The 17,568-nt window shown below is 58.5% G+C and carries 16 protein-coding genes and 1 riboswitch; of the genes, 10 read left to right on the top strand and 6 right to left on the bottom strand.

Annotation, left to right across the window (positions count from 1 at the left end):
• Window positions 1–25 precede the first annotated feature (25 nt).
• Complete coding sequence (locus OKC29_RS05065) at window positions 26–421, top strand: acyl-CoA thioesterase (protein ID WP_011704482.1); 396 nt, start codon at window positions 26–28, stop codon at window positions 419–421.
• Between the two features lie 31 nt (window positions 422–452).
• On the top strand, window positions 453–1,166 hold the full coding sequence (locus OKC29_RS05060) for a hypothetical protein (protein WP_073348770.1): 714 nt from the start codon (window positions 453–455) through the stop codon (window positions 1,164–1,166).
• Between the two features lie 45 nt (window positions 1,167–1,211).
• Here OKC29_RS05060 and OKC29_RS05055 read toward each other — a convergent pair whose 3' ends face one another.
• Entirely contained in the window at window positions 1,212–1,967 is a 756-nt protein-coding gene (locus tag OKC29_RS05055) for a lipase secretion chaperone (protein ID WP_073348771.1), read from the bottom strand.
• Window positions 1,964–2,875 (bottom strand): lipase family alpha/beta hydrolase, encoded by a 912-nt coding sequence (locus OKC29_RS05050; protein WP_162275590.1) that lies wholly within the window; start codon window positions 2,873–2,875, stop codon window positions 1,964–1,966. The genes OKC29_RS05055 and OKC29_RS05050 overlap by 4 nt, the downstream gene beginning before the upstream one ends.
• 290 nt (window positions 2,876–3,165) lie before the next feature.
• Here OKC29_RS05050 and OKC29_RS05045 point away from each other — a divergent pair, with 290 nt between their 5' ends.
• Together OKC29_RS05045 and OKC29_RS05040 are read left to right on the top strand one after the other, a co-directional pair.
• Window positions 3,166–3,591: a hypothetical protein gene (locus tag OKC29_RS05045; protein ID WP_043125593.1), complete on the top strand. Its 426-nt coding sequence runs from the start codon at window positions 3,166–3,168 to the stop codon at window positions 3,589–3,591.
• Between the two features lie 21 nt (window positions 3,592–3,612).
• Window positions 3,613–4,227, top strand: coding sequence for a superoxide dismutase (locus OKC29_RS05040; protein ID WP_073348773.1), 615 nt, complete (start codon window positions 3,613–3,615; stop codon window positions 4,225–4,227).
• A gap of 53 nt (window positions 4,228–4,280) precedes the next feature.
• On the opposite strand, the gene OKC29_RS05035 is transcribed toward OKC29_RS05040, so the two are convergent.
• From OKC29_RS05035 to OKC29_RS05025, 3 genes are all read right to left on the bottom strand, one after another.
• Entirely contained in the window at window positions 4,281–5,258 is a 978-nt protein-coding gene (locus OKC29_RS05035) for a SanA/YdcF family protein (protein ID WP_162275591.1), read from the bottom strand.
• Between the two features lie 211 nt (window positions 5,259–5,469).
• Entirely contained in the window at window positions 5,470–8,217 is a 2,748-nt protein-coding gene (locus OKC29_RS05030) for a collagenase (protein WP_073348775.1), read from the bottom strand.
• Window positions 8,218–8,709: 492 nt separating this feature from the next.
• On the bottom strand, window positions 8,710–9,033 hold the full coding sequence (locus OKC29_RS05025; RefSeq protein ID WP_042066122.1) for a hypothetical protein: 324 nt from the start codon (window positions 9,031–9,033) through the stop codon (window positions 8,710–8,712).
• A gap of 93 nt (window positions 9,034–9,126) precedes the next feature.
• Window positions 9,127–9,212, bottom strand: a riboswitch (cyclic di-GMP riboswitch).
• A 923-nt stretch (window positions 9,213–10,135) separates the two neighbouring features.
• Here OKC29_RS05025 and OKC29_RS05020 point away from each other — a divergent pair.
• From OKC29_RS05020 to OKC29_RS04995, 6 genes are all read left to right on the top strand, one after another.
• Window positions 10,136–10,678, top strand: a complete 543-nt coding sequence (locus OKC29_RS05020; RefSeq protein ID WP_011704492.1) for a fimbrial protein — start codon at window positions 10,136–10,138, stop codon at window positions 10,676–10,678.
• 99 nt (window positions 10,679–10,777) lie between these two features.
• Window positions 10,778–11,167, top strand: coding sequence for a hypothetical protein (locus OKC29_RS05015; RefSeq protein ID WP_024943668.1), 390 nt, complete (start codon window positions 10,778–10,780; stop codon window positions 11,165–11,167).
• Window positions 11,168–11,234: 67 nt separating this feature from the next.
• Window positions 11,235–13,769: a fimbria/pilus outer membrane usher protein gene (locus OKC29_RS05010; RefSeq protein WP_044799058.1), complete on the top strand. Its 2,535-nt coding sequence runs from the start codon at window positions 11,235–11,237 to the stop codon at window positions 13,767–13,769.
• Window positions 13,770–13,779: 10 nt separating this feature from the next.
• Window positions 13,780–14,511: a fimbrial biogenesis chaperone gene (locus OKC29_RS05005; RefSeq protein WP_073348778.1), complete on the top strand. Its 732-nt coding sequence runs from the start codon at window positions 13,780–13,782 to the stop codon at window positions 14,509–14,511.
• Window positions 14,512–14,513: 2 nt separating this feature from the next.
• Complete coding sequence (locus OKC29_RS05000) at window positions 14,514–15,539, top strand: fimbrial protein (protein ID WP_073348779.1); 1,026 nt, start codon at window positions 14,514–14,516, stop codon at window positions 15,537–15,539.
• 8 nt (window positions 15,540–15,547) lie between these two features.
• Window positions 15,548–16,087 (top strand): fimbrial protein, encoded by a 540-nt coding sequence (locus OKC29_RS04995; RefSeq protein WP_073348780.1) that lies wholly within the window; start codon window positions 15,548–15,550, stop codon window positions 16,085–16,087.
• A 2-nt stretch (window positions 16,088–16,089) separates the two neighbouring features.
• On the opposite strand, the gene OKC29_RS04990 is transcribed toward OKC29_RS04995, so the two are convergent.
• A complete protein-coding gene (locus OKC29_RS04990) occupies window positions 16,090–17,325 on the bottom strand; it encodes a winged helix-turn-helix domain-containing protein (protein WP_073348781.1) in 1,236 nt (411 codons plus the stop codon).
• Between the last annotated feature and the right edge of the window lie 243 nt (window positions 17,326–17,568).

Below are 17,568 nucleotides of genomic sequence, written 5' to 3'. Positions count from 1 at the left end.
GTCCAACGACAAGGAGTCGATATCCATGCTGGAAATGCAGATCCAACCCCGTTTTCAAGAGACCGATGCCCTCGGCCACATCAACAACACGGTGCCGGCGGTCTGGTTTGAATCGGCCCGCGACCCGCTGTTTCGCATCTTCTCCCCCGAGCTGGATGTGCACAACTGGCATCTGATCATCGCGGGCTACACGGTGCAGTTCAAACGGGAGCTGTTCTACGGCCAGCAGGTATTGATCAAAACCGGGGTCCGCCGCATCGGCTCCAGCTCCTTCACGCTCTGGCAGGAAGCCTGGCAGGGGGACGAGCTGGCGGTGACCGCCGAAACCACCCTGATCCATTTTGACTACCAGTCCCGCCAGTCCATCCCCCTGAGCGATCGCCACCGGGAGGGGCTGCGGGCCTGGCTGATAGAAAGCTAACCTTGGCCCACCGGCCAATCACAGGACACTTATGCGCAATACCGTGATCGCCCTGAGCCTCGGCTTGGGACTGGGGCTCTGCTCCCTGCCTTCCGTGGCGGCCTCCCTCGCCGAGCAGTTCTCCCTGATGGAAAAGGGGGCCGAGAGCGCCCTCGATACCCGTCTGTTCAGCCACGATGGCGTCGACATCAAGGCCTGGGTGGATGGCGCTCCCGTCATCATCGCCGTGCCCATCATGAACGAGCAGGGCAAGCTGGAAGGGGAGAGCCGCTACTACTTCAAGGGCGGCAAGCTGTTCGGGGTGAAGGAGCCCGCCGCCCAGTTCGCCTTTGACGACAGTGGCAAGCTGACCCAGTGGCTGGACGAGAAGGGGCAGCCCGCCGAGTTCGTCAGCAAGATGAGCATGCAGCAGCGGGAAGTCTGGCTCACCAAACGGGCGGCCGAGCTGGGTCAGCTGTTTGCACCGAGCGCCGCCGAACAGAAGGCGGCCAAGGGGGGTGTCAAGCTCAAGGGGGCGGAGCTGGCCCACTGGCTCTGCAACGGCAAGCTGCTGGCGCTGGCCGGGGGTGACAAGGTGACCTTCGAGCAGGCCAAGCTCAAGACCCGCGCCGAGGGCATCGAGGGCGAAGTCTCCCTGCGCCAGGAGAAGGGGTGGCAGGATCTGAGTCTCAAGTGCGAGGTGCAGGGACCCCAGGTGACCCGCCTCACCTGGCTGCCGCTGCCGGGGGCCAACAAGCCGCTGTAAGTACGGTAGTAGCAAAGCGAGGGGGCCCAGATTCGGGCCCCCTTTTTATTGCGGTGACGGCTCGCCCAGCCTGAGCCGGGTGAGGGCTTCCACCCGTCGCCACTGGTCGGGCTCGAACCAGCGCGCCAGGATCTCCGGCTGCTGTTCGGCCCGCCGCTCGGCGGGCAGGGGCTTGAGTTCGGCCAGATAGCCGGCCAGCTGTTGCTCGAACCCCTGCTGGCTTTGCGTCAACTGGTGCAGCCGGTCCGCCGCCTCCGGCCCCAGCTGCTCGCGCAGCACGGCATCACGCTCGGCCGCCGGCAGCCGCTCCAGACTCTGCAGGTCGCCGAGCAGGCGGCTGTTGGCCTCCGCCTCCCGAAACCACTGGGGCTGCTCCGCCAGCCAGAGCTCGAGCTCGCTCGCCAGCAGCGGCTTGTCGGCATCGCCAGCCTCCGCCAGCGCCTTGCGGCGCAGGGTCCACTGCTCCATCAGCCGCTCTTCGGCAAACAGCTGCTCCTGCTCGGCCGGGGTGAAGCTCTGCTGGCGCAACTGCTCGCGCTCGTCGAACAGCACCTGCAGGCTGGCCAGGCCCGGATCGGTCGGCACCGTCAGGCTGCCTTCGGCGGCGAGAAAGGCTTCATAGCGGGCCTGCAGTGAGTTCTCATCGGGCGAGGAGGTTACCTGCCTAGCCAGGGGGGGGCTCGACCCGGCCTCGTCCACCGGGGGAGCGGCTGGGGTGGAGTTCGGGGCGGGCCACAGCTGCCAGCCGCCCAGCAGCAGGGCCGCACCCAGCGGAGCGGCCATCAGCCATGCCTTGTTCATAACCCCAGTCTCTGCAGACGGTTGGCGTGCTGGCGATAGAGGCTGATCGGGTCGGTCTCGAACAGGTGGCGAATGCCGAACGACTGGTTCACCTCGTCCAGGTGGTTCATCCGGTAGTCAGTGCCGATCACCTTGCCGAGGTGGCTGCTGCATACTCCGACCAGGCCGTCGTTGGGCTCCTTGAAGAAGCTGCCGGTCAGCGCCAGCGCCGGATCCACCGGATCCAGGATGTTTGTCATGGTGCCGCGCCCGCTCCAGGAGAAGTAGTAGACCCCGTTGGCGGCCTGCATGGGCCCTTCACCGCAGTACTGGTTGGGCAGCCCCTCCGGGTAGCGCTGGTTGAAGCGCTGGGCGCCGGCGCTGGTGAGGGCGTCGAGGGCGGCGAGGGGATCCTGCGGCAGCTGGCTACCGCCGGAGAGCAGCGAGATGACCCCGGACAGGGCGGAGGCGGCGGCTACCGCCAGCTTCTCGGCCACCGAGCCTGGTGCCACGTTGGCGCGCACCAGATCGGCGATCTCCGAGCCGTAGTTGACCCCGCCCACACTGGTGGCGGAGGCGACCAGTTCGGGGGCGACCGAGGCGACGTAGCGAATGGTGGGGCCGCCGTGGGAGTGGCCGATGAGGTTCACCTTGTCGGCTCCGGTGATGGCCAGCACCTGCTGCACCTGCTTGAGCAGCTGCTCGCCGCGCAGTTCCGAGCTCTGGGTGGCGGAGACCTGGGCCACGTAGACCCGGGCGCCATCCCGGGTCAGTGCCTGGGGGATGCCGTAGAAGTAGTCGACCCCGAGCAGCTTGTCGAAGCCGAACAGGCCGTGCACCAGCACTATGGGGTAGCGGGTCTGGGTATAACCTGCCGCCTGGCCCAGCATGGGCAGGGCGCACAGCAGCACCAATAGCCATTTTTTCATCTTGTCCATCCTTGTGAATAAGGTTGCCGCAGCGGCAACCACCGGCCTCATGCCAGTACCGACCAGCATGACGGAGCGAGACGTTTGCATCTGTGCAAATGATCACCAAACAGACAGATTCAAAAAAGCCCTACCCATATGGGCAGGGCTGTTGGCGGTGCCGGCACAACTATCCCTTGTGTTCGCCGCCTACATAAGTTAAATAATAATTATTATCATTTGTGGTGTTGAGGATCATGGCGGCGAGCTGGGTAAGAGGATGGGTGGGGACGGAGGAGAGCGACAGCAGCATGGTGCACTGGAAGGTGCAGACCATGAGCGGCAATCGCCACTTCGATGCCGGTGAACACGGCAAGGCGCTCTCCTGCTATCAGCAGGCGCTGTGGCTGGCCCGCCAGCAGTTTGCCGGCTGGCCCGACGTGGACGAGGCGGTCGCCGCGCTGGTGGTGGCCCACCACAATCTGGCGGATCTGCTGGTAGCCATGGCGCGGCCGGAGCGGGCTGCCGACCTGCTGTGCCACATCCACGACTGCCTGCTTGCCACCAGCCAGTCGCCGGCCAGCCCCGATCCTTTGCGGGATGCTGCCCTGCGCCACACCCGCAGCACCCATGCCGAGCTGCTCGCCTTCCTGCGCAAACACGGCAACCACGACGGCATCCGCCGCTGCCTCGGTCAGTGCCTGTGCCAGACCGGGTCCGCCCGCCAACTGCATTAATCACAATAAACAGAGGTGACCATGAGCCATACCCTGCCAGCCCTTGCCTATGCCTATGACGCGCTGGAACCCCACATCGATGCGCTGACCATGGAGATCCATCACAGCCGTCACCATCAGACCTATATCAACAACCTCAATGCTGCCCTGGCCGATCTCCCCGAGCTGGCGGTGCTGCCGGTGGAGGAGCTGCTTGCCCGCTTCGACAGCCTGCCTGCCAAGGTACAGGGGGCGGTGCGCAATCACGGCGGCGGTCATGCCAACCACAGCCTGTTCTGGCAGGTGATGAGCCCGCAGGGCGGTGGCGAACCGGCCGGCGAGCTGGCCGCGGCGATCCTGCGGGATCTGGGCGGGTTGGAGGCCTTCAAACAGGCCTTTACCCAAGCGGCGCTGAGCCGTTTTGGCAGCGGCTGGGCCTGGCTGGTGGTCGATCAGGGCGGCAAGCTGCAGGTCGTGAGTAGCGCCAACCAGGACAGCCCCCTGCAGGATGGGCTGGTGCCCATTTTGGGGCTGGATGTGTGGGAGCACGCCTACTACCTCAAGTACCAGAACAAGCGTCCCGACTACATAGCCGCGTTTTACAAGGTGATCGACTGGAACGAGGTGGCGCGGCGTTACGTGGCGGCGCTGGCCTGATCGCCGGAAATACCGAGCCCAATGAAAGAGACCCGCCTGTTGGCGGGTCTCTGCTATTGAGGGGGCAGCGCGCTGCTGGTTGGCGGCGCCGCACTGGCAGCCGGTTTATCCACGGGCGTTGTCTCGCTCGGCACGGCGGCACTGGTGGCCGGGGCGCTGCTGGCTGGCGTTGCCGCACTGGCGGCAGTCGGATTATCCACGGGCGTTGCCTCGCTCGGCACGGCGGCGCTGGTGGCCGGGGCACTGCTGGTTGACGCCGCCGCACTGGTGGCGGTTGCAGCGCTCACTGCCGCTGCCGGCTTGGCCTTCGGCTTATGAGGGGGCGGTGCAATGGGTAGGCAGGGCTGGCTCGCCCCTATGGTGCTCAACGCCTGGCAGGGGACCGGGCCGCCGATGACGATGGGCTCGCCGAGGAACTTGGGACCCTTGTCCAGCACGTAGAGGTCGAGCAGCCCCATCAGGCGGGCGAACACCTCGCGCACCCGGGTCTTGATGCCCTGATAGGCGCTGGGATCCACGGCGTTGAAGCCGACCGCCTCGATGCCGAAATGGCGGGCGATGAAGATGGCGCGTTCGTTGTGAAAGGCCTGCGAGACCACGGTGAAGTGGGCCTGACCGAACACCTCCTTGGCTCGCACGATGGAGTCCAGGGTGCGAAAGCCGGCGTAGTCGCTGTAGATGGCGTTGGCCGGGATGCCGGCCTGGATCAGGGCTCGCCGCATCTGGCGCGGCTCGTTGTACTGCACGGTGGCGTTGTCGCCGGAGACCAGGATGTAGTCCACCTTGCCGTTGTTGTAGAGCTCGGCGGCGGCCTTGATCCGGTATTTGAAGTAGTGGTTCGGGCTGCCGCCAATCAGGTACTTGGAGGTGCCGAGCACCAGGGCGACCCGGTTGTAGGGCACCGCATTGACGTCGTCGTAGGTGTAGTGACGGGCGTCCGAGACGGTCCACTCGCTGTAGCCCAGCAGTGTGGCGACGGAGGCCAGCAACAGGCAGAGGCAGGCGAGCAGGATCTTGGCAAACTTCTTCATGCGCGGTGCGGTTCGGGTCTGAAGTAAGAGGTGACAGAGGGTCATTCTATTACAAGTTGCCGCCGTACGTCAGGCTTGATGACCGCCGAAGACGTCACTCGGGCAGAGGTTGTCGCAGGGAGAGGTCGGCTAACTGCTTGATCCTGAGCCGATTAAAATCGTTCATAAGCAGGGGCGGCCATGGCCGCCCCTTGTCATACCCGTCTCGTCCTCAGTGGGAGGAGTCGTTGGCCTTGCACTCGTCGGAGTCCTTGTTGGCTTCCCACCAGGGCAGCAGCTCGCGGCCGAGCCACTGCTGGTAGGCCTCGCTGTCATTGGCAATCAGCTGGTCCAGCTCGGCTTCGAAGGCGCTCATGGCCTGCTGCTGATCCGGGTTGCGCAGGGCCTGGGCCATGGCCAGCCAGCTGGCGCCGCGACCGGTCTCGTTCAGGAAGCGGTGCACCGTGTAGGACCAGGAGTAGACCATCTCGCCGCCCTTGTCGTAATCCAGATGCAGGATGTCGGCCAGGGCCGGACGATCGTTGGCCGGGCGGCCGGCGACGTTGTCCAGACCGCGGGCGAAGCACTGACCGTGGGCGACGAACTCCGCCAGCCCTTCCGACCACCAGGTGGTGCGGTTGAGCGGGTAGTGGCCGAAGCTGCCGTACTGGTTGAAGCGGCCGTCCAGGTAGTGCACGTACTCGTGGCGCAGGTTCCACACCTGGAACGCTGGGCGCTTCCACTCCGCCTCGTAGGCGAAGAAGCGGGCCTGGTTGCCGGGGCGAGCCGGATCCCCTTCGAGGTAGATGCCGCCGTTGTCGGTGGAGACGCCGCCGAACAGAGCACTGCCATAGCGTTTCCAGTCGGCGGAGGAGTTGAAGACCACCAGTTCCAGCGCCTCGTTGTGATCGTCCGCCACCGGCTGCCAGCCGGTTTCCATCTGTTGATGGAACTGCTGCTCTTCGGCACCCAGTTCACGGCAGATCCCCTCGGCCTGATCCATGGTCAGATCCTGGGCCCGCAGGCGCAGGGTCGGCGAGCAGGTGTGCTCGAACGGCAGCACGTCCTCCACCCGGACAGGGGTGCAGAGCCCGGCGAAGTCACCGCTGATGCAGGCTTCGCTGGTGCGGTCCGTGTAGGTCAGGTAGTAGGTGGAGAGGGTCAGCGACATGTCTTCCAGCAGATCCTGACTCTGCTGGCCACCGGGGATCAGGTCGTGGTGGCGAACCAGTGCGATGACGGAGTCATCCAACAGTTTGCGATAGCCGTCGAGCTCGTCCGGGCGGGTATAGCGGGCGACCCGGTAGAGGCGGGTGTAGGCATCCAGCACGTTGTTGAGCAGGAACAGATCGGCGCCATCCCGTCCCTTCCACAACGCGAGCTCGCTCATGCCGAGGGCGTGCAGCTGCTTGCGCAGCTCGCCATCCTGCTGGCGGAAGTCGTTGGCGAAGGGGTCGCTGTAGTCGCTGGCGAAGTCGAGGAAGTTGAGCAGATCGAACAGACCGGTCGCCCAGGCGTGCTGACCGTTGATCTCGCTGGCATGGCGGGTGCTGTAGGCCAGCATCTGGTTGAACTCGCCGAGCAGGGTGCCAAAGCGGCTCTGCACTGCCGGGCTCTTGAACTGGCCGTGCAGGGCGATGCTCCAGGCACCCATGACGGCACCTACCTCGTCGCTGGCCTGCTCCGGGAAGAGCAGCGGATGGGCGCCCAGCGCCGTCAATGCGTCGGCCAGCGCCTCGGCGGCGGCCGGGCCGTCTTCCTTGTGCTTGCCGTAGTTGTGGTAGTTGTGGGCACGCACGTATTCCAGCAGCAGCTTCATGGCCGGATGGGCCGGCTGATTGGCCGCCAGCAGGCTCTGGATGCCGCGCGACACGGCCAGCAGCTTGGTGTCATCGTGACCATAGTTCTCCTGCCAGACCGGCGCGGGCTGGCCACTGGCATCCTGCACTATCTTGGCCGCTTCGGCGTCCAGCTGTTCGGTGCCCGGCAGATCCGGCTCGGAGCAGGCGCGGCCGTCGGCACGGCGACAGTCGAGTTGCTCTTCCTTGCTGGCCAGCACGATGGGGCGGTTGAGCACCCGGCTCTCCTGCCACTCGGTTGTTTCCGGCAAGGTCTGCCATTCGCTGCCCCCCACCGGGTATTGATAGCCGGTGTCCTTCAAGACCACCTGCACCTCGCTGCCGGCGGGCAGGGTCTGACGGCACACCCGATAGCTGATGGTCTTGTCCCCTTCCTGACGGGTCTGGGGTTCATCGCACTCCTGCTGGGTCTTGGCCTGTTCCAGCAACCAGGTGTACTGGCGCCAGACGTGCAGCTCGCTCACCTGCTTGGCGGCCTGGCTGCCCGCGATGGGCTGCAGGCGGAAGAAGATCTGCTCGAGGCGGCCATCCCGTTCATTGGGGGTCTCTTCCAGCACCTTCAACTGCTGCCAGTTTTGCGGCTGGTACTGCCATGCCTGCTCGGCGCAGCGACCTTCGGCATTGAGCTCGCAGCGATCCAGCTCCTGCTCGCTGTGACCCAGGATGACCCGCTCCGCCAGCGGCAGACGATCCTGACGCGGCGCGGTCGGGGTACCTGCCAGTGGCTCCCAGCGGCCCTGCTTCATGCCGTAGCCAAAGTCATAGCTGCTGGCCGGGACGGCCTTGCCAGCCGGTACCACCTCTTCACAGCTGAGGTAGCGGATCTGCCAGCCCTGCTCGATCTTGAGTTGCGGCTCGCCGCACTGCTGTTCTGCCAGCGCGGCCAGGTTGGCATCGCTCCAGTCGAAGCGGCGATACACCCTCAGCTGCTGATAGGGGGCGCCGCCGCTGCGGGCGCTCAGCTCGTAGGTCACTTCGGTGAGACGATCCCCCAGCTGACGGCTGGATTCACCTTTGAGTTGATACTGTTGCCAGTCGGAGGGGGAGTAATTGGCCAGCGCCGAAGTGGCAAACAGGCCCGGTGCTGCCAGCAGCAGCAACCTGGTACCCAGATTGTTCATTTTTATCCCTTTGCTTGATTGTCTGCGTGATTGACGCGTGCAATCTAGTCAGCCCCAAAGGGATATCAACCCACCAATCAGGCCATATAAATCATTTATTTAGATTAAATCAAAACAAAGTGAGCCCCATTGGGGGCCTGGTTGATAGCAAGGACTCATCTGCCATCTGGGGGGGATCTCAGTCTGAGGTCGGCAACTGTGATCAACGTCTCATTTGAGGTTCTTTTGCCAAGCGGGAGTGCGACAGTAGCAAGCTGGGGATCAAGCAGGGAAAGTGCTGATCTGCCTGCGTAGAAAGCCGAGTAGCGCAGTGAAAAGCCGCCGGGCGGCAGTTGGCATGGAAATAGAGAAAAACGGGAGGGGGATTGGTGGATGGAGAGCAGTGATTAACGATGGCAGCCTAAGTGAGGCTGTGGTGGCTCATTCTGCAAAAGGCGAACAGATCCACCCGAGGTAATGAACAACCCCGGGCAGATGGCAGGAACGACTCGATCAGAGGTAGCTGACAGTGACGATGGCCATGTTGCTGCTACCGGCAGACAGCTTGTACTGCATGGTGCTGCTGATGGTATTGAGGCTGCCGGCTTGCTGCAGGCTGGCCAGATCCATGGTCTGGCGCTGAGTGCCGGAATAGCAGGTCACGCTGTTGTCGGCGAAGTCGCAGGGAGCTTCGTAGATGGTACCGGTGAAGGTGATGGTGCCGTCGGCGGCGGAGGCAGTGGCAGGCAGCAAGGCAGCACCCAGCAGCATGGCTGCGGCGGCAGAAGAAGCGAAACGGATGGCGCTGTTGCGAACGGAAGCGGTGGAAGTGTTCATTTTTATGTCCTTTTCGTCACATGTCGTTGTACGAAAAGGGCAACGCAATCAAAGAGAATGACACAGATACAACTGATGACATCGCTCTTCTCAGATGGCAGCTCCGCTGTCTTAGGTTATGAACCCTTAGACCGGTGGCTTTGCGTCCCGACCTTTCGACCGGTTTGCCCTTTACTCTATGTTTAGATGATAACACCCCACTTTGAGAAATCAATCGCCATAAAAAAGTATGGGATATCAGTCACAAATAAAATTTTATATATGACCGTGACAGGAAATATATGGTCTGGCCCATATTAGGCGGTATATATCCAATCTTGTTCATCACTATTGGCTACTGGTTTTCGACGAAGCCTTATTCTGTGGTGAAAATACATGGCTGGCATCTGGTTAATTAAAACCAGGGTCACACAGGAAGGTGGCAACAGCAGAGATATCAACTTTCCTCCATGCCTAATGGGTTAAAGTGATTACCTGATTACCTGATTACCTGATTACCTGATTACCTGATTACCTGATTACCTGATTACCTGGCGATATGAGTGAGCCGTTGTGACTATTGCTTTATGGGTATTTTTAGGATCGCCTAAAATACTGCTAAAACATTATTTTGTTGTGTTTTTGTTAATGTTTGTTAAGTGATTAAAAATATCCGATTTCAAATTATGCAATGGGTGTTTGCTATATGAGCGTTATTTATTTCATGGCGTTCGGCAATGTTCCAGTCTGATTTTAAGTGGTTGTTTTATAAGTGTTTATAACTAAATTTATAAAAATCAAAATGTATTTGATGTGCATCATATGAGTCGTTAATTTGTCCATCAAGCAAAAGCGGAACACGGCTTTCTGCACAGACGACAAGGATGTATGTAGTTGTGCGGTTGAGGTGTAGCGGGAACTGCCCCTGATGCGGTGTGCTGCTTTTGCTTATTTAAATAGACCTTAAAAGGCACAGCTGATTATTGGCATGACCCCTCACCGGCTTAATGAGAGGTTGAGCACCAGCAGTTGCTGTGCAGTATATCGCGGCATCACTGAAGATCGTGACTCCAGCATGATTGGAGTGATGCAGTACAACACACGTTAATGTAGGTATAAACGAATGAAAGCTAACAAGATTCTGGTTGCTATGGGTGTTGGTTCCATGTTGCTGTGCGGCTCCGCTGTTGCTGCCGGTGGCGCTGGTTCAGGCAAAGTCACCTTCAATGGTGAAATCATCAACGCTCCTTGCTCCGTTGCTCCTGAGTCTGTTGACCAGGTAGTTGAAATGGGTCAGATCAGCACCAAAGAGCTGGCCAGCGGTGGCGAATCCAACTCCAAGCCGTTCAGCATCAAGCTGCTGAACTGTGAAATCTCCGACAAGGAAGATGCCGTCAAGGTAACCTTCAGCGGTGCCAAAGACCCGGTAGATTCCAGCCTGCTGGTTATCGGTGGTGGTGACGCCGCGGGTGCCGGTATCAAGATGACCGCTCCGGGTGGTGCCCCGATCGTACTGGGTACTCCGACTGCCGCCTTCGGCCTGGTCAACGGTGACAACGAGCTGCCCTTCAGCGCCGTGCTGAAAGGTTATGCCGATCAGACCGCCAACCCGCTGAAAGCCGGCGCTTTCACTGCAGTGACCAACTTTACTCTCTCCTACGAGTAATAGAGTGCCTTAACGTGTGATCAGGGTTGTGGTGGTGCGAACCACCACAACCTCACACCTTCTGTCTCCTCACATCGAACCTTGATCATGAAAACTTCAATGATGGCAGCCATGGTGCTGCAGCTGGTGATGATGGCGGGATCAGTCCACGCCAATGAACTCACGGATGGACTGGCCGAATCGGGCTGTACGCTGGAGGTGCTGCGCAGCATTCCGCTGCAGGCTCGGCAACCGGGCACGCTGAAAATCAGCGGCTGTCAGGTTGAAGGAGCGACGGAGGCATCACTGCCTTTTATTTCCATGTCCGTGCGCGGTGCCATGAGCGATGAGCTGGGCATTCTCAACAACGGCCAATATCACAAGGTATCCGGCGAACGCTTTATTGTTTCGGATATCGTCAACAGTGATCTGGAATTCAATTTGGGGCTCACCAGCAGTCAGCTGTTTTTTCCAGACAGTACGACGCTGTTTGAACTCAATTATATGTAAGCAAGCCAATTGCTTAGTGTAGATACCTCATTACGTGAGACCGTTATGCAATTCCTAGAGTGAAAATATGAGCGTTTCAACATCAGACTCTGTGAGAAAAAAACATTATTCAAAAATGGTTTTCATGCTATGCGTGCCCGGCCTGATGGCGGTGGCAAATCACGCATGGGCAGAAACGGAGTTTAATATTGATGCGCTCGATCTGGACGAACGGACCAAGATCGACCTCTCCCAGTTTGCCGACGAAGGTTACATCCTGCCCGGCGACTACTACCTCGAGATCGAGGTCAACAAGAACAAGCTGCCCCTGCAGAAGATCCCTTTCTACGAGACCGATACCGGCAAGGGAAAGGGTGGGGTGGCCTGCCTGCCGCAAGAGGTGATCCCCAAGCTGGCGCTGACTGACGAGGCCATCGCCAAGATCGATACCTGGCACGACGGCCAGTGTGCCAACCTGCTGGCGCTGGACGGCGTGGTGATCGCGAACGACATCGGTAACGGTTTACTGCGCATCGCCGTGCCCCAGGCGTGGATGAAGTACAGCGATCCCAACTGGATTCCGCCCGAACAATGGGATGAGGGGATCCCGGGGATGATGCTGGATTACAACATCAACGCCCAGGTCAACGAAGGGGATGGTTACTCCAACCGCAACATCAGCAGCTACGGTACGCTGGGGTTCAACTATGGCGCCTGGCGCCTGCGGGGCGACTACCAGGCCAATGCCTACTGGGGTGACAACGAGCGGACCACTTCCGAGCTGAACCGCATCTATGCCTATCGTCCGCTGCCAAATATGGCTGCCAAGCTGACGGTGGGTGAGCAGCAACTCAACTCCCAGCTGATCGACGGCTTCCGCTATACCGGCGTCAACCTGGCCAATGACGAGCGCATGCTGCCGCCGAGCCTGCAGGGCTATGCGCCAGAAGTGAGCGGCATCGCCAAGACCAACGCCAAGGTCACCATCTCCCAGTCCGGCCGCATCCTCTATGAGACCAACGTGCCGGCCGGTCCGTTTCGTATCCAGGGGCTGGACAGCTCGGTACGCGGCCGCCTCGACGTGCGGGTAGAGGAGCAGGATGGCAGTGTCAACTCGTTCCAGGTAGACACCGCGACCGTCCCCTATCTGACTCGCCCCGGCTACGTCCGATACAACCTGGCGGTCGGCGCACCTTCCGAACAGACGGATTCGGTGCACGATGTGCACGGCCCGGCCTTCGTGACCGGTGATTTCTCCTGGGGGGTGGCCAACTCCTGGTCGCTGTACGGTGGCAGCCTGGTTGCGGGTGAATACAACTCCATGGGGCTGGGTATCGGTCGCGATCTCTATGCCTTCGGCGCCATCTCGGCTGACCTGACTCAATCCATCGCCAAGCTGCCGGGCCTGTCGACCAAGATTGGCCAGTCGGTGCGGGTGAACTACGCCAAGCAGTTTGATGAATACAACAGCTCGATCACCTTCGCCGGTTATCGCTTCTCCCAGCACAACTTCATGACCATGTCGCAGTTCCTGAGCAACAAGGAGCGGCTGGAGAAGAACGAAACGACCTCGAGCGATGACTACAACACCTGGGGTGACAAGGAGCTCTATACCATCACCGCCAACAAGACCTTCTGGGCGGAGGATGCGGCCAAGGCGCTGACTGTCTATCTGGATTACACCCACAGAACTTATTGGGAGCACGATGCCGAAGATCGCTACGGCCTCACCATCAACAAGAACGTGAACATCGGCAGCTTCAAGGATGTCTCCGTCTATGTGTCGGCCTACAAGACCAAGACCGAGAACTACGAGGATGACAAGAGCGTCATGCTGACCCTGAGCATGCCGATCGGAGACAGAAAGAGCGCGGGATACAGCGTGCAGTCCTCCAATGGCAAGATCACCCATCTGGCCACCTATCAGGATTACAGCCGGCCCGACGATACCTATCAGCTGGGGGCGGGCGTGCAGAGCAACGGCCACGCCGTGGCGCGGGGTTACTACAACCACAACAGCGACATCGGGGCGGTCAGCCTCAATGCCTACAGCGTGCAGAGCGAATACACCTCGGTCGGCGCCAGCCTGCGTGGCGGTCTGACGGCGACCCAGCACGGTGCGGCCCTGCACCAGGCGACCCGTCGTGGCGGTACCCGCATGATGGTGGATACCGACAAGACCTCCGGCGTCTCCTTCAACAACGGCCGCGCCGTAACCAACCGCTTTGGCGTCGCGGTGATCAGCGACATGACCGATTATCGCAAGAGCGACACCCGGGTGGATGTGGATCAGCTGAGCGACGATATCGATGCGATGAACGCCATCAAGCAGGGGACCCTGACCGAGGGCGCAATTGGGTATAATGCCTTCGAAATGGCCGAAGGGTTCAAGCTGCTGGCCAACGTCAAACTGCCCGATGGCTCAGTGCCGCCGTTTGGCGCCACCGTCGTCAAGGATTCCGGCCGAGTACTCTCGGTGGTGGATGAAGATGGCCTGGTCTATCTGACCGGGGTGAAACCGAATGAAGCGTTTGAACTCTCCTGGGGCGGCGCCCGCCAGTGCAAGATAGTGGCACCGCAACAAGTAACCGATCTGTCGATGAAGACTCTCACTTGCAAGTAATGGGATACCGATGAAAAAGCTGCTCTCTTATACCTGTCTGGCCGTGCTGGGCATGACCTCGCTCAACGTCAGCGCTGCCATCGTGCTGGACCGTACTCGTGTCGTCTATCCGGGCGGTGCCAAGTCCATCAGCCTCAACATCAAGAACGAGAACCAGAAGCTGCCCTACCTGGCGCAGGCCTGGATTGAAGATGCCCAGGGCCAGAAGATCGCTTCTCCCTTCGTGGTGCTGCCGCCGGTACAGCGGGTGGATGCCAACCAGAAGTCCATCGTGCGGATCGCCAGTGTGCCGGCCATCGACAGCCTGCCCAAGGATCGTGAATCCATCTACTACTTCAACCTGCGCGAGATCCCGCCCAAGAGCGAGAAGAGCAACGTGATGCAGATTGCCGTGCAGTCCAAGATCAAGCTGTTCTACCGCCCCGAGGCCATCCTGCCCGAGCGCGGCGCCATCTGGCAGGATCAGGTGCTGATCACCAAGCAGGGCAAGGCCCTCAAGGTCAACAACCCGACTCCTTACTACATCACCTACGTGGGCCTCGGCCATCCACAGGGCAAGGAGCGCACCACCATCAAGGGTTTCTCCGCTTTTATGGTGGCCCCCAAGTCAGAGCAGACGGTCACCATCCCGGAAGCACTGGGCAATGAATTTGTGATCAGCTATGTCAATGACTACGGCGGATATATGGATATCAAATACCAGTGCACAGGCAATGCCTGTAAAGCCGTGAAGGAGAAATGAAGATGATATTGCGTACGGGTGTACTTGGTATCATGTTCTTGTCCATGCCGGCGCTGGCTATTAACGGTGAGGTTAGGGCTGCCACAAAAATCTATGACATTGAACTGACAAAGGAAGATATAGCCAACCAGGTCAATGCAACGAAAGAATTTAAGTGGGATCTGAATGGTACTTACCCTGGGACGGCATTCTGTCCAGATCAGGATATTATCGATCAACCTATTTATTACAAGGCAGTAATGAGTGCAGGGTTACCCAGCGTTGGTGGTGGATTTGTCAAGTTAAATGAGTTTTTGGATCTCAAGGTTGAGATCTGGATTGAAGGTAGTCGTCAGGCATATGTGACTGCCCCTTTTACTGAAGAATCCAATAAGGGTAGGTTTACCTGCTACAAGAGAAAGGGCTCTGCAGATTTTGGTTTTAGAAGTGGTAGCAAGGGAATTGTGACGTTTCGCGTTCGCAAGCCCATTATCAATGGTGTGCACATTGCTGACCATGAAATAGTCGAAATGTTTGGCCGTCTGGGTAAAACAGATGTCGGTTTCAATAATGAAGTCATGTCCAGGATCGTTATCAAATCCTCCGTGCTGTATGTGCCAGAAAAGTGCACTATCAATGGAGGGCAGACGATTGAGGTCGAATTCGGTGATTTGCCTGGCACAGGGTTGGATGGCAACAATTTTGAAAAAACAGTACCACTTAACTTCGTGTGCAGTGGTGGGGAATTTGATAAGGATAAGCCATTGAAAATCAACCTCGCCATTTCTGGTAAACCCACATCATTTAGCCAGAGTTATCTCAGAACCACTCGAGATGGATATAAAGGTGGTGATGTTATCAATAATCTTGGCATCAAATTCAAACAGCTGGATGGCTCGACACTGAATCTGAATGACTGGTATCCAGTATCCATGCAGGGAAATATCGGTGACTGGGGGTTTATTGCCGCCCCGATAAGTCCAGCCGGTGCTGAAGTCGCTGCCGGTGATTTCTATGCAACCGGTACCATTGTTGCGTCATTCCAGTAGGAGTCGATATGTTGCGCTTAGGCTGTTTGGGGTTGCTGATTTTCCCGCTGTGGGTCAATGCTGCGGCTGATGACCTTGAACTTCTTGGTGGAGAGCTCAATCTCCATGGCCGGATAATCGACCAGCCCTGTGTGGTCGCTCCCGAATCCCTTGAGCAGGAGGTCGAGATGGGAGTGGTCGATGTCAAGCAGCTCTATGCCAACGGTACCGGGGAACAGGTGCCTTTCTCCATCCGTCTGACCAACTGCAAGCCGGGAATTTTCCGCATGGCCAAGGTGACCTTTACCGGCTCGAAGGATGCCCAGCTCAGCGGCGGGCTGGCCTTTACCGCGGGTATTGCCAAGGGCGCCGGCATCCGCTTGTATGACGTGACCCAGACACCCCTGGATCTGGGCACACCCTCCCGCGGTTATTTGCTGGGCGGCAGCGCAGACAATGAGCTGCAATTCTTTGCCCGGGTGGAAGGGCACCCGGACGCGCTGGCGGCCAAGAACATCCAGCCCGGTGACTATTCTGCCGTTGCCAACTTCATCGTTGCTTATGAATAAACTCAGAGGTCATTGCGCTGGATGACCTTTGAATTGCCGAGGCTGGGCCAGGTGATGACGCCACCCAGATAATTGGAGAGGTAAATGCCGCCCGGCAACTGAACAAATTGTGCCGTTTGTTTGGGTGGCGTCAACGCCGCTACCAGAGTCGCTACCATGCCATTGCTGGTCAGTGCCTGCTGATCAATGAAATTGACGATGGTATTTTTCACCTCGACCGAAATGTCGCCATCATCCCTCTCCAGATCCCCGACGGAATCCAGATTGAACAGTGTTTTGCCCTGATTGTCGGTGGCGATCACGGTTGCCACCACTATTTCCCTGTTCATGGTGACAATGAATTTGCTCTTTCTGGTCATCTCCACCCAGTTGTCCGGCGCCTGGCAATTGCTGTGATAACGGACTGTGGTATCTGGATTGTTGTAATAGTTGTGGGAAACATTGTCTCCCTGCTGGGTCATGGTGGTGATCACACATTGTACTTCTTCCGCCACTGGATGACCGCTGCGCAGCAGAAAGACATTCTCGGATAATTTCCCGCTGTTATTGTCGATGGAAAAATAGCTGATGGCTTCTTTACCGACCAGAATGGAAACCTGTTCATCCGCCTTGCGCGAAATACGCTGTATCAAGGGGGTCAGCGAATCGATTTTCACATTCAGCGCTTTTTCCGTCTCACTGGTCATATAGAGGGAAATCTGGCTGAGATTGATGGTACGCAGCGTATTTGCCGTTGCATAGTTATAGATGACGATGGCCAGCGAAGTCAGTGAGACCAGCAGCAGAGCAAACAGCAGAATACGCTTTGGGCTGAAATAGCGGTCATATTTGCGGCGAGTATATTGCCGTCTGGCCTGAGGCGCATGAGAAGGATTCGCCGCTTGCGTTTCTTCATTTGGTGCAGCTTCTTCGGTCTCTCCTGCGGCCTCAATAGGGGCACAAAAGATATATCCCACGCGTGGAATGGTATCGATCGCATCCATCAAACCGAATGATTCCAGCTTTCTTCTCAATGAGAGGATCTGCCGGTTCAGGTTGGTATCGGTATTGTCCTGGTTTGGCCACAAGGCATCTTGCAGTTTGCTTCTTGGAATGACACTGCCTGCCTCATCACACAGCATTTCGAGCAGCTCGGCTTCTTTGTTGCTGAGCTTGATGTCCTTTTCTCCCTTAGAGAGTCGGAATATTGCCGCGGAGAAAAATATCTCCTCTGCAATTTTATAATTTTTGTTACTCATGTGTGACTCGCCTTACTGCCAAGGAGAGCATTTTACCACCATGCACTCTTTGTTCAAATAATGCAAAATTGACAATACCTTTAACTATCAAACGGTTACCTTTCCATTGAAATGCATGATGGCGGATATGGTACTACAGGTAATTAATTCAGCTCAAAAAACGTGCAAAAAAATAGCCATTTATGTAATCGTTCTCACTTACTTGGGCCTGTGAGGGGGATTTTGACACCGCCAGCATTTTCT

The sequence above is a fragment of the Aeromonas sp. QDB34 genome (assembly GCF_027705405.1).
Classification (GTDB): domain Bacteria; phylum Pseudomonadota; class Gammaproteobacteria; order Enterobacterales; family Aeromonadaceae; genus Aeromonas; species Aeromonas hydrophila.
This window is presented reverse-complemented; position numbering and strand designations above follow the sequence as displayed.